Source organism: Daejeonella sp. (genome assembly GCF_044342615.1).
Classification (GTDB): domain Bacteria; phylum Bacteroidota; class Bacteroidia; order Sphingobacteriales; family Sphingobacteriaceae; genus Daejeonella.
The window spans coordinates 1-12,004 of record NZ_JBIIPN010000079.1 but is presented as its reverse complement, the minus strand read 5'-3'; the positions used below and the strand labels follow the sequence as shown (position 1 = coordinate 12,004).

Here is a 12,004-nt window from a genome sequence, read left to right as displayed (position 1 = left end):
TAATTCGTTGCGTAGGTTTTTTCGTTCCTTCGAATTTAATTGGGATCTATCAATATTTTTAATTTCTTCGATCCTCTTTGTAATTACCTCAATACGAGCCTTTTGAGTCTCAGTCAGCACGGGTTTGTTATTTTTCTCCTTTGCAATTACACTTGAGAACGACAAAACGAAAATTAATGCGGTGGCGATTAAATACTGTTTCTTTTTCATGATGATTTTAAGGTTAAATGAATAATAAATACGAATGTGGGCACATTCACCTAGGGATAAACAATTATTGAGCCATTAAAAAAAACAGCCTTTTGGCGAAAAATTCGGGGTTTAATAATAAAAACTGTCTTGAAATCAGGAATATATCTAATACTAATCCAAAATTGCTCTAGTTTTAAATGGGAATTGTATGGAATGATTAAAAATCAGATTCCGTATATAATCGTTTGATGGATAAGGAGTTAAATTCTTTTTAAGATTTGATATATCTTGATCAATTTCATTTGCTGAAACATAGCCCATTCCATAAAAATGACCATTTTCTACTAAAATACAACTTTTCTCAGCTAGATTACGACCATCATCAACAAGTAAAAAGCCCGGTAAACTTGCTTTAAGATTATTTATGGCATCAAGTACACGTTGATTATAGCATTCTGGACTTTCAATTTGCTGGCATGCTTGTTTACATATTTGCTCATTGATAGAAATACAGGGTTCAGCATTCTTTTGAACAAAGCATAATTTGGGACAGAGATTAAACTCCCCTATTAAATTTTTAATCATGGAATGTCCTTCGAGCACCCGATTAAAGGTATAAAAGGGTTTAGAGAACTTATTCCGTTTATCAACTGCCATGCGTAAATATCCATTTTGATCTTCAAATAAATATAAACCATAGGTATGCTCAAACCTTTTCAAAGAACGATTATAAGCCGGCCAAAGGCGCTTAATTTCAACAGCCTCCAAAATAAAAGCCATTAATTCTGTACCACATTCTTGAAAACTAATATGATGAACATCCCTCAAAAACTCTTGTTTTTGTTTGCCTGGTTTATTATTTGCAAAATGACTTGAGACTCTCTTTTTAATATTTTTTGCCTTCCCAACATAAATTACTTTTGATTTATTGTTGTGGAAATAATAAATTCCAGCAACAGATGGCAATTTATCCATATCCTCCTTAGGTAAATGCGGAGGTAGAGATTGCTCCTTAGAACGAGGATTTAATGTATTATTGATATGTCCTTCTTGATCATTTTCTAATAACATGGAAAACAGCACTGCAGTAGCTTCCGCATCTCCCATTGCTCTATGCCTGGCTAAAATATTAATTCCGAGTGAGGAACAAAGTTTACCAAGGCTATATGAAGGCAATCCAGGGAGAATTTTACGACTTAATCTGACAGTACATAGTTTCTTTGTGTGTAAATTATAGCCAGCCTTTGCTAGATGATAGTGAAGAAAGGAAAAATCGAAATTGACATTATGTGCTACAAAAATTTTATCATGTAACAGCTCATAAATCTCTTTTGCATATTGATCAAAAGTAGGTGCAGTGCTAACCATTTCATTACTAATCCCTGTGAGCGATTGAATATAAATTGGTATTGAAATTTTAGGATTAATGAGGGTCTGGAATTTATCAACTATTTCCCTCCCATTATGAATTACTATTGCGATTTCGGTAATCCCATTCGCACTCGCATGGCTTCCTGTTGTTTCAATATCAACTATCGCGTACATTTTTTTGATTTAGCGCAAATGTATTTATAATTACTAATAATATTAGTAATTATATCGTAAATTAAAAAATTATTTTTTTAATGGCTTTAAAAGGTATTCCAATCCATTAAGCTTAATCTCATACATTGTTGCGAGTAAAACACCTATTTTACCGGCAGGAAAGCCATTAGAATGATACCAAACCAAGTAAAATTCAGGCAAATCACATATAAAACGACCTTTATATTTACCGAATGGCATTCGCATATTGACCAGTTCTAAAAGGATTTCTGGATTCATTTATTCAATCTTTTTTGTAGCAGGTTTATAAATAAACTGAAGGTAAAGCAATGCAAGCATAGTAAATGAACCAATTACATAAAAAGTAAGGGGAATCATGGCTACATCACTCACAAACAATGCGCCAGCAACAAAAGCACCAAGTCCGATTCCTGCTTCTAAAGCAATGTACATGGTAGCTATGGCTTTTCCTCTAAAATCAGGGTGACTAAGGTCTACAATCCATGCGGTAATTGCCGGCGATAACATTCCAGTGGCAATACCATAAACTGCTGAAGCTAACATAAGTGCTAAAGGAGAGTTAGCTCTTGCAATTAAAACCATGGCAATCACTAATAAAAACAAAGATGATTTGATGATTTTAACTCTCCCAATTCGATCTGATAATTTACCAGATAAAAAGCGTATCAATAGTGATGAAACAGTAAAAACCATAAAAAATAGTCCCTTATTGGCTACCCCCAAATGACTGCCCCAATCAGAAATAACAGTTAAAATTGCACCATAGCTTAGATAGGAAAGAAAGGTAATTAATGCACCTGGCAATACCCTTAATTCAATTAATTCACTACGATGTAACTTAAACATAGAAAAATTGAAAGGCTCTTTCTTTTTGAGAGTTTCTTTCATATTCATTAGAATTATGATGGATAAAAGTGCAATAAAAGAAGAGCAGTAAAACATGGCATTAATTGAAAACTGCTCTGTTAATTCACTACCAATAGCGGGACCAATAGCTAAACCTGTACTAAAACAGAGTCCGTGGATACCCATAGCCTCTCCCCATCTATTTGCGGGTATAATATCAGCAACATAGGCGGCAGTTGCTGTAGGCTTGAAGCCTGTAGAGAAACCATGAAACAATCTCAACCATAAAAATCCCGCAACAGTAGTAAGAAGAGGATATAATAAACCACAAATTACGCAGACTAAAGATCCTACAGCCATAACTGGTACTCTTCCAATTTTATCAGTTAATTTTCCACTAAATGGCCTTGCAATTCCTGCAGTGATGGTAAAGAGTCCGATGATATAGCCCTTATACTCGGCCCCACCCATGCTACTAAGGTAAGCGGGCAGTTCTGGAATAAGCATATTAAAACTTGCTGAAAACAAAAAAGAGCTCAAACAAAGCAGTGCAAATTGTAAATTATAAATAGGGTGTTTAGGAGTAGGCATAAATCAGGTTGAAGCAAATTAAGCAAAATTTTATGGATAATTTTTGAAATAATCAGATCAGCAATAAAATTCATTTAAATAAAAAATATTGGCTTTATTTCGAGGAATCTTGATAGTTTTGCGACGAGAAATCACGATTTATGCGCCTGCTTAAACTAATTACCTTTTTAGTACTATTTTTAACTTTAGGTTCAGCATTCGGGCAGAGTAGTTCGGCTTTAAAGAAACGTAAAGACATTATTAACAAGGAAATTGAGCAGCTTAAAAGAAGTCGAAACAAAATCGACAAAAGTAAAAAGCTTTCACTCAATCAGATTAACTTATTAAATACCCAAATTAGACTAAGAGAAGAAAAGATCCGTACCATCAATACGGAGATTAAAATGCTGGATACCAAAATTATCAGCAATACCACCGAGGTTAAAAGCTTGCAGTCAAATTTAGAGAGACTGAAGGCTGAATATGCTAAAATGGTCATTTTCGCTTTCAAAAACAAGGGTGCATATCATAAATTAATGTTTCTTTTTGCAGCTAAAGATTTTAACCAGGCCTACATGCGTCTAAAATATATTCAGCAATCGGGGCAGTTTAGAAAAAAGAAGGCGAATGAAATCCAGAACACGCAAACTACTTTAAAGAAAGAGATTACGGTATTAGACCTAAACAAAAAAGAGAAAAGCGATTTATTGATGGATCAAATTTCTGAAAAACAGACCTTGGGTAAAGATAAAGTCCAGCAATCAAAGATTCTAAATTCCTTAACTAAGCAGGATAAAAATCTTCAGCAACAATTATCAAAGAAACAAAAGGAAGCTGCCGCGCTAAATAGCGCCATTCAGGCAGCCATTCGCAAAGAAATTTTAGCTGAGCAGAAAAAAGCTGCTGAACGTGAAAGACTGGCAGCTGAGGCAAAAGCTAAGGCCAACAAAACAAAAGAACCCGCAGTGGTAGTTAAGGAAAGTGAAAAGAAGGCCAATATTGAAGCAAAAGGTTCCTCAATTTTGGCCTCTAGTCCGGCAGATGCAAAACTCTCTTCCTCTTTTTTAGGAAGTAGAGGCCGTTTACAAAAGCCAGCAAAAGGAATTGTAACTCAAGGTTTCGGTCAACAGAAATATAATAATGTTACTGTATTTAACCCAGGAATAACCATCAAAACAGAACCCGGAGCTACAGTTTCGGCAGTTTATGGAGGAAAAGTAAGTAAGGTAATCTTCTTAGTAAATTCTTACACGGTAATCATTCGACATGGAGAATATTTTTCAATCTATTCGAAACTAAAAAATGTTAGCGTATCTGCAGGACAAGAAGTTCAAGCAAGACAATCCATTGGCTTAGTCGCTACCGATCAGTCAGAAGGTATTACAGAAATGCAATTTCAAATCTGGAAAGGTGGAACTCCAGTTAATCCTTCAGGTTGGATTTTATAACAAATCGAATTAAAGTACTTTAAGAAAAAAATTTGCCGTTTAAACTGTCTTATAAATTCAAATTGTACTTTTGCAAATTCTAAAAATTTTAAATTAAAAATGTCTAATCAAAGAGCAGCAGTAGAACTTTGGAAAAGTAATTTACAATCTTCCGATTACCGGAAAAAATTGATTGTTGGATTAATCCTAATATCTTTCATCCTACTTTCTCTTCCATTCTTTTATCAAGCTGTTGAAAAAAGAAATGGAATAAGTTTCAACGATTATTTATTAGGATGGTTACCAGCATATGACTTATCCTTATTTATTTTTGTGGTGATTTGGTCGATGGCATTATTAACCTTTAGTAGATTTAGACAAGACCCAAGTATTTTTCTAACATTTCTTTGGGGATTTATACTAATAAATCTATCTAGATTCATCACAATTGGCCTTTTACCACTAAATGCTCCAGCAGATTTGATCCCTATTCAAGATCCAATTAGTAATCATTTTTATGGGCCAAAATTCGTAACCAAGGATCTGTTTTTCTCTGGTCACACGGCCGCTATGTTTTTGATGTTCTTATGTTTAAAGAAAAAAACGGATAAAATTTTAGCTCTTTTAGCTACAATAATGATTGGTATAGCGGTGTTATTACAACATGTACACTATACATTAGATGTGGTTATGGCACCTGTAATTACCTATTTCCTTTGGATAGGATCAAAAAAAATCGTAAATTCCTAAATTAACTTTATTCTTTTCTCGATTTTTCTTCAATAAGAAGTTGAATTATTCCGTCGACCAGACCCACTCTCGGGACAAATATCTGTTTCACACCGCCCCATTTCATCACGCTAAGGTATATCTCTGATGCAGGAATAATTACATCGGCTCGATCATGATTGAGACCCAAGACATTTATTCTATCCTTCAAAGAAAATGAATTAAGATAATCATACAGGGCTTTCAATTTCGCGAATGAGAGTGCTGTGCCATCTTTTTGATCAGACATTTTAAATAATTTGTTAATATTACCCCCCGTACCGATTCCAGACAAGTTTTTATGATTTTGTGCCTGACTTTTCACCCATTCTTTCATCTCTGCCCAAGTCTCATCCTTATCTTGATTATCTAGAATACGTATTCCGCCAAGGTTAAATGAACGTGAAGCAATCATTTCGCCTTTACTAAAAACAGAAAGCTCAGTACTACCACCACCAACATCAATGTATAGGTAATTTTTCTTCTGGTCTAAGCTCTCTTCAATATGACTAGCATAAATAATTTTGGCCTCTCTTTGTCCTTCTACAATTTCCAAATCAATGCCTGCATCTTTCTTAATCATTGTAACAATTTCTGCACCATTTGTAGCTTCACGCATGGCAGAAGTGGCACAAGCCATATAATCAGACACTTTATAAACATCAATTAAATTACGAAAAGCTACCATCGTTTTTAAAAGATCTTCAATCTTCTTAGCTGAAATTTTCTTATCGAGAAATGCATCATCACCAAGCCTTAAAGGAACACGAATAAGCGTATTCTTTTTGAAGCTAATAGTTGCATCATTCAGCTTAATATCAGCTATTAATAACCTGACAGCATTCGATCCTATATCAATAGCGGCGTATCTCAATGTATTATTTCTTATATTTTAAATAATGATAAATATCTGTCTGGGCTCTTACAGGTACTTTACTTTTAGTCTTACGATAACGATTATTATTTTGCTGGTTAATTTCTCTAGCCTTTGAATTATCATTTAGTTGAATGTCGATAATTTTAAGAATTTCTGCCTTAACCTCTTGATCTAAAATTGGAAAACCAACCTCGACTCTATGATCCAAATTTCGAGCCATAATATCGGCAGAGGTAAGGTACACTTTTTCTTTGCCTGAATTTGCAAAAATCCAAACTCTAGCATGTTCTAAAAATCGATCAATGATACTAATTACCTCAATGCGCTCACTAAAGCCTTTGACACCTGGCACAAGACAACACATACCTCTGATAATCAGCTTAATATTTACGCCAGCATTATTAGCCGCATACAGTTTAGCAATAACCTCTTCATCCGTTAAGCTATTCATTTTAAGGATGATATAGGCAGTCTTACCTGCTTTAGCATTTTTAATTTCTTGATTAATTAAACTATTCAGCTTTTGTCTGCTTTCAAGTGGTGATACAATCAAATGAGTATATCCCTTATAAAAAGTTTGGGTTCGTAAACCCTCAAATAATTTCACCAACTCGGCATTTATTTCAGGATTAGCGGTAAAAAGACTATGATCGCCATATAATTTGGCAGTTTTCTCATTGAAATTACCCGTTGCTAGGTTTGAGTAATACTTAATATGCCCTCTTTCCTGCCTTTTTACTAAACAAATTTTAGAATGTACCTTGTAGTCGAGGATACCATAATTAACAATTACCCCCCCCTCTTCAAGTTTATTAGACCAATAAATATTAGCTCGCTCATCAAATCTAGCCTTCAACTCCAAAAAGCAATAAACATTTTTACCATTTTTGGCGGCATTAATTAAAGCGTGAATAACTCTCGAATTTTCAGCTAGTCGGTATAAAGTAATACTAATCTCTTTTACCTTGGGATCAATTGCCGCTTCTCTTAAAAAATGGATAATATAATCGAAAGACTGATAAGGTAAGTTAACGAGATAATCACGCTTAGCTATTTGTGCAAATATGCTGCTCATGATCGACAATCCATTTACTGGAAGTGAAGGTAAAGGTGAATACTCAAGACTAGCATCTCCAACATTTGGAAAGGTGATAAAATCCTTAAAATTATGATATCGATTGCCAGGAATGAGTCCGTCGATATTTAGATCCAATTTATCCACCAAATAATTAACCATGTCTAAAGGCATGTCCTTATCATATAGCAATCGCATTGGGCGGCCCTTACTCCTCTTATTTAAGCTTTTTGTCAATGCTTCAATAAACTTTTCACTTACATGTTTATCCAAATTTAGCTCTGCATCGCGTGTTAACTGTATCGAGTACGATTCTATTTGATCATATTTAAAAATAAAAAATATCTCATCTAGGCAATATCGAATCACATCATCAATGAGCGTAATAAACTTCAATTTATTAGTCTCAGGAAGCTCTAAAAACCTGTTGGTACCAGCTGTTGGGATTTCTATTAAAGCTAGACGCGATTTTTCAAGATTTTTATTCTGAACTAGTCTAACGAAAAAATAAATAGCACGATCTTTTAACTCAGGAAAAGGCTCATTTTTATCAATCATTACAGGAACAAGAGTGGAAAGCACCTTTTCTCTGAAATAATTTTGCACGTACAACCCTCTCGAAACGTTTAATTGCTGTTCATTTAAGATAAAAATTTTCTGTTGCTCAAGCTCTTTGAGAATTATATCTCGATATAAATGATTGAACTTATTCTCTTGTTGAACAACAATATTTTTAATCTCGTTTAAGGTCTTCTTTGGATTAAAGCCTAATAATTCTTTCGATTTGGTGTTGACACTTGAAAGTCTATTTAAAGTAGCTACTCTTACGCGATAAAATTCATCTAGGTTAGATGAAAAAATTGCTAAAAAACGAATACGCTCAACAAGAGGGACAGATTTATCGGCCGCCTCTTGCAATACCCGGTCGTTGAACGACAACCAGCTAATCTCTCGATTTATAAGCGGAATATTCTTTGGCATGCGATAAAATAAACAGCCCGATTTTTAGTTAACGGGACCGTAAAAATTAAAAATAAATATTAAGAAACCATTAAGTCAGCATTAAATCTATTGCTCGGAGCAATTAAATAATTTTGGACTTATTCCTTCAATTTTGACACTTTCGGACTTACTGGAGCGGTTTTCTTTGCTTTTTGAGATGGCTTATTAGTTGCAACTTTACTTGCGGGACTTGCCTTAGTCTTTACGGGACTAGCGGTATTAGCAACTCGCTTAGGAGCTGTTTTATTTACTTTTGCGGATGATTCGGCATCACTTTTAACAAGGGCAGTTTTCTTTTCCCTAACTACTTTAGTCTTAACTACAGGAGCATTTTTAGGAGGTGTTAAAGTAGTTTTTGATTTAGCTACTATAGGACTTTTAATCTTTTTAATTTTTATAGTAGCAGGCTTTTTAACCAATTTTTCTTCTACTACAAGCTTTACTTCACTATATTTTTTAGCAATCTTTTTTGCCAATTCCTTGCTAGACTTCTTTACTTCCTTTGAAAATTTTTCAGCATCATAACCCAAACCTTTTAAGGCATCTAAAAATTTATGTGTGATTGAAACTTCTAGTTCTTTCTTAACTAATTTTTGAGCTGATTTTTTCTCAGCCTTTTCGGATAATTTTGATTTGTTAGCTTTCATAATCTTTCTATTAATGATTGTATCTTTGTAATCATTTAAATATATTGAAAAAATTGTTTAAAACACATAATTATGCCAACATTTGATATAGTAAGCAAGATTGATGGACAAACGCTAGACAATGCAATCAATACTGCAAAAAAGGAAATTCTAAACCGTTATGATTTTAACGATTCAAAAAGTAGCGTTGAACTCGATAAAAAATCGAATGAAATAACCATCATTACCGAAAATGACATGCGTCTAAAAGCTATTCAGGATGCTATTATTTCACGCATGGTAAAGCATAACCTCGACCCTTCGAGCATGGATTTAGGTAAAGAACAATATGCTTCAGGAAATATGCTTCGTAAAGAAATAAAAATTAAAGAAGGTATTGATAAGGAAGTGGCAAAGAAAATCGTTAAAAAAATTAAAGATAGTGGTTTAAAGGTTCAAGCCTCAATAATGGATGATCAACTGAGAGTTCAGGGCAAAAAAATTGATGATTTACAAGCTGTTATTTCACTATGCAGAACTGAAGATTTCGGACAGCCATTACAGTATATAAATATGAGAAATTAAGGTCAAAATACCTTAATACGCCAAATAATGAAGAATAATTTAATTATTAAATAGTCTTTACAAATTTGGTATCGTACTCATCTATATCCATAATATACGAATTTTGAATCAAAAATTCAAATAAATGCTTTGCCTCGTTTGAAACAGGCATATTACGGGTAGTGATGATTTGATTGTTTTCTTTATCTAAGTACGGATAGGCATAAAGCTTTACATTCTTGCTAAACAGATCGCTAATGTATGCTAAAAGCTCATCCGTATAGTTTTCACTATAGTTTTTAGAATTAAAAATATTCTTTAGGTTGGCAATGTTAGTCGAGATACCTACACTATGCGGATTACAGCGTGATAGATACTGAGCCAATTTGTGATTTCGTGTAAAATCGGAAACAATTACATAATTTCCTGTTGCACAAAGCTCTTCTGCACGTTTTGCGAATTTCTCCAGCTCATCATTCCCTAACTCAGACTGATCATCGAGGAAATTATTCATAAGAACCTCAATCATAACGATAATATTCTTATCGTCGACGTTTTGAGTGCGCTTAAATTGTTCTACAGCTTTATTAAAAAGATCAAAATTGGGTTTAGATTTTTGACCGAATTTGGTACGCAAAATCATCACATCCTTTTTATAAAGAACATCTTTTGATTGGCGAGCTTGCCCTGATTGATCAAAAATTGCAGCACCAGAAAAACCTTTTGCAATTAAATAAAGATTCACCAAACGATCATTCGCATTTTTAAATTCCGGTCCGCTTAAGCTAATTAAATCTATTTCTACTGAGCCTACTGTTAAATTATCAACGAGCGACTCAATCATGTGCTGAATATTGTCGTGGTAAAAATAGGCGGCATAAACTAGGTTTACACCTAAAATTCCGAGTACATTTTGTTGCAGACTTGAGTCGCTATCCAATAAACGGACATGAAAAACGATATCATTAGGTTCACCACCTGGACTAAGCTGAAAACGAATTCCTAACCAACCGTGCGGGTCATTAGTTTTATTAAAATTTAGAGTTGTTACAGTATCAGCGAAAGCGAAAAAGGTTTTACCCTCATATTTAGGACCTGTTAAACGCTCAGATAATAATTCAAACTCATGTTGAATCATTTTATCGAGCCTTGACTCAGAAACATATCTGCCCGATTCTTCAGCACCATAAATAGAATTACTGAACACCATGTCGTAAGCCGACATCGTTTTAGCAATTGTTCCGGATGCTGCACCAGCCGTAAAAAAATTACGTGCAACCTCCTGACCAGCACCTATTTCGGCAAAGGTTCCGTAAATAGATTCATCCAAATTTATCTTGAGTGCTTTCCTCTTATTCTCTAAAATTTCTCTAGGCATAGTGCAAAATTACGATTTTTGTACTTGATGCTATAATTTTGAATAAGAAAAGGCAAGCATTTTACTGCTTGCCTTCAAAATAATTATTAAAATTTATTTTTTACTGAATAGAAATAGCTCTAGCTTGAATTTTCAATTCTTCCTTCTTCGAAATTCGGATATTTAAAATACCGTCCTTGTACTCTGCATGAATTTTATTCGAATCAGCAGTCTCAGGTAAGTTAAAATCCCTTGAAAATACAGCATAATTAAATTCGCGTCTATTATACTTTTTATTGGTATTCTCATCACTAGCAGACTCCGTTTCTACCGCCGAAACACTTAGTTTATCCTCTTCTAAGTTTATCTTAAAGCTTTCCTTATTTAGGCCTGGAGCAGCAATTTCAATTAAAAATTCATCTTCATTTTCAAGTATATTTACGGCTGGCGTACGGTTAATGATACTTTTGGATAAAAATTGATCTGTATTGAAAAATGATTCAAAAAGATCATTGTAAGATGTCTTAAATACTTTACTATTGTTTCCTGGTGTAAATTTTACGAGTGTCATAATTTATCCTCCTTTGTTTATTAATTTTAGAAAATCATAATCAATAGCAATACCAATTGATTTTTAAGTAAAAATATTCTTTTTTTAAACGACAATTTGACAGTTAAATTTAATATTATATGACAAATAGACAGCATTTTACAATTGAAGACTTTAAATACAGGGTTAAAATACCGATACGATTTGCTGATATTGATGTATTTGGCCATGTAAATAATGCCATTTACCTCACGTATTTTGAAATGGCACGATCATCTTATTGGGATGATGTAATTGAATGGAAGTGGGATGAGTTAGGAATTATAATTAGGCGATCTTTGGTTGATTATTTGAAGCCAATTCACCTCAATGATGAAATTTACGCCTATGTAAAAACCTCTAGGATCGGTAATTCAAGCTTCGACCTTGATTATATTCTAGTAAAAATTATCGATGGGAAAGAAGAAATCTGCACAAGCGGCCAGACGATGTGTGTTACTTTCGATTATAAAAGCAAGCTATCAGTTCCAATACCTGAAAAACAAAGGAATAAAATGATAGAAAACTAATATAGAAGTTTATGA

The 12,004-nt window shown here is 33.7% G+C and carries 13 protein-coding genes; 4 read left to right on the top strand and 9 right to left on the bottom strand.

Features of this window, described 5'->3' with window-relative positions; translation table 11 throughout:
* The 4 genes from ACIQ0D_RS08100 to ACIQ0D_RS08085 form a co-directional block, all read right to left on the bottom strand.
* Window positions 1-210 (bottom strand): hypothetical protein (locus ACIQ0D_RS08100; RefSeq protein ID WP_395804501.1); only part of this gene is annotated, 210 nt, incomplete at its 3' end.
* 153 nt (window positions 211-363) lie between these two features.
* Entirely contained in the window at window positions 364-1,737 is a 1,374-nt protein-coding gene (locus ACIQ0D_RS08095) for an exonuclease domain-containing protein (RefSeq protein ID WP_395804499.1), read from the bottom strand.
* A 69-nt stretch (window positions 1,738-1,806) separates the two neighbouring features.
* Complete coding sequence (locus tag ACIQ0D_RS08090; protein ID WP_395804497.1) at window positions 1,807-2,016, bottom strand: DUF3820 family protein; 210 nt, start codon at window positions 2,014-2,016, stop codon at window positions 1,807-1,809.
* Window positions 2,017-3,195, bottom strand: coding sequence for an MFS transporter (locus tag ACIQ0D_RS08085; protein ID WP_395804495.1), 1,179 nt, complete (start codon window positions 3,193-3,195; stop codon window positions 2,017-2,019). It lies immediately after the preceding gene.
* A gap of 140 nt (window positions 3,196-3,335) precedes the next feature.
* Between ACIQ0D_RS08085 and ACIQ0D_RS08080 the strand changes: the two genes are divergently transcribed.
* Both ACIQ0D_RS08080 and ACIQ0D_RS08075 read left to right on the top strand, forming a co-directional pair.
* The gene (locus ACIQ0D_RS08080; protein WP_395804493.1) at window positions 3,336-4,622 is read left to right on the top strand and encodes a murein hydrolase activator EnvC family protein; all 1,287 of its coding nucleotides are present in this window, start codon (window positions 3,336-3,338) and stop codon (window positions 4,620-4,622) included.
* Window positions 4,623-4,721: 99 nt separating this feature from the next.
* On the top strand, window positions 4,722-5,351 hold the full coding sequence (locus tag ACIQ0D_RS08075) for a phosphatase PAP2-related protein (protein WP_395804491.1): 630 nt from the start codon (window positions 4,722-4,724) through the stop codon (window positions 5,349-5,351).
* Between the two features lie 7 nt (window positions 5,352-5,358).
* Here ACIQ0D_RS08075 and ACIQ0D_RS08070 read toward each other — a convergent pair whose 3' ends face one another.
* From ACIQ0D_RS08070 to ACIQ0D_RS08060, 3 genes are all read right to left on the bottom strand, one after another.
* Window positions 5,359-6,243 (bottom strand): exopolyphosphatase, encoded by an 885-nt coding sequence (locus ACIQ0D_RS08070; RefSeq protein ID WP_395804489.1) that lies wholly within the window; start codon window positions 6,241-6,243, stop codon window positions 5,359-5,361.
* 4 nt (window positions 6,244-6,247) lie between these two features.
* Window positions 6,248-8,302 (bottom strand): polyphosphate kinase 1, encoded by a 2,055-nt coding sequence (gene ppk1, locus ACIQ0D_RS08065; protein ID WP_395804487.1) that lies wholly within the window; start codon window positions 8,300-8,302, stop codon window positions 6,248-6,250.
* A 119-nt stretch (window positions 8,303-8,421) separates the two neighbouring features.
* Window positions 8,422-8,970 carry a hypothetical protein gene (locus tag ACIQ0D_RS08060; protein ID WP_395804485.1) on the bottom strand — a complete coding sequence of 183 codons (549 nt, stop codon included), beginning with the start codon at window positions 8,968-8,970 and terminating at the stop codon, window positions 8,422-8,424.
* Between the two features lie 72 nt (window positions 8,971-9,042).
* On the opposite strand from ACIQ0D_RS08060, the gene ACIQ0D_RS08055 reads away from it, so the two are divergent.
* A complete protein-coding gene (locus ACIQ0D_RS08055) occupies window positions 9,043-9,534 on the top strand; it encodes a YajQ family cyclic di-GMP-binding protein (RefSeq protein ID WP_291399491.1) in 492 nt (163 codons plus the stop codon).
* A 46-nt stretch (window positions 9,535-9,580) separates the two neighbouring features.
* Here the strand turns inward: ACIQ0D_RS08055 and ACIQ0D_RS08050 are convergent, their stop codons facing one another.
* Window positions 9,581-10,891, bottom strand: coding sequence for a nicotinamide mononucleotide adenylyltransferase (locus tag ACIQ0D_RS08050; RefSeq protein WP_395804483.1), 1,311 nt, complete (start codon window positions 10,889-10,891; stop codon window positions 9,581-9,583).
* Between the two features lie 100 nt (window positions 10,892-10,991).
* On the bottom strand, window positions 10,992-11,441 hold the full coding sequence (locus tag ACIQ0D_RS08045) for an Hsp20/alpha crystallin family protein (protein WP_395804481.1): 450 nt from the start codon (window positions 11,439-11,441) through the stop codon (window positions 10,992-10,994).
* A gap of 119 nt (window positions 11,442-11,560) precedes the next feature.
* Here ACIQ0D_RS08045 and ACIQ0D_RS08040 point away from each other — a divergent pair, with 119 nt between their 5' ends.
* The gene (locus tag ACIQ0D_RS08040; protein WP_395804479.1) at window positions 11,561-11,989 is read left to right on the top strand and encodes an acyl-CoA thioesterase; all 429 of its coding nucleotides are present in this window, start codon (window positions 11,561-11,563) and stop codon (window positions 11,987-11,989) included.
* The last annotated feature ends 15 nt before the right edge of the window (window positions 11,990-12,004 follow it).

Excerpts from the sequence above, each read along its gene's own strand:
- ACIQ0D_RS08095 (WP_395804499.1), bottom strand. The coding sequence starts at position 1,737 with ATGTACGCGATAGTTGATATTGAAACAACAGGAAGCCATGCGAGTGCG.
- ACIQ0D_RS08090 (WP_395804497.1), bottom strand. The coding sequence starts at position 2,016 with ATGAATCCAGAAATCCTTTTAGAACTGGTCAATATGCGAATGCCATTC.
- ACIQ0D_RS08085 (WP_395804495.1), bottom strand. The coding sequence starts at position 3,195 with ATGCCTACTCCTAAACACCCTATTTATAATTTACAATTTGCACTGCTT.
- ACIQ0D_RS08080 (WP_395804493.1), top strand. The coding sequence starts at position 3,336 with ATGCGCCTGCTTAAACTAATTACCTTTTTAGTACTATTTTTAACTTTA.
- ACIQ0D_RS08075 (WP_395804491.1), top strand. The coding sequence starts at position 4,722 with ATGTCTAATCAAAGAGCAGCAGTAGAACTTTGGAAAAGTAATTTACAA.
- ppk1 (WP_395804487.1), bottom strand. The coding sequence starts at position 8,302 with ATGCCAAAGAATATTCCGCTTATAAATCGAGAGATTAGCTGGTTGTCG.
- ACIQ0D_RS08060 (WP_395804485.1), bottom strand. The coding sequence starts at position 8,970 with ATGAAAGCTAACAAATCAAAATTATCCGAAAAGGCTGAGAAAAAATCA.
- ACIQ0D_RS08055 (WP_291399491.1), top strand. The coding sequence starts at position 9,043 with ATGCCAACATTTGATATAGTAAGCAAGATTGATGGACAAACGCTAGAC.
- ACIQ0D_RS08050 (WP_395804483.1), bottom strand. The coding sequence starts at position 10,891 with ATGCCTAGAGAAATTTTAGAGAATAAGAGGAAAGCACTCAAGATAAAT.
- ACIQ0D_RS08045 (WP_395804481.1), bottom strand. The coding sequence starts at position 11,441 with ATGACACTCGTAAAATTTACACCAGGAAACAATAGTAAAGTATTTAAG.
- ACIQ0D_RS08040 (WP_395804479.1), top strand. The coding sequence starts at position 11,561 with ATGACAAATAGACAGCATTTTACAATTGAAGACTTTAAATACAGGGTT.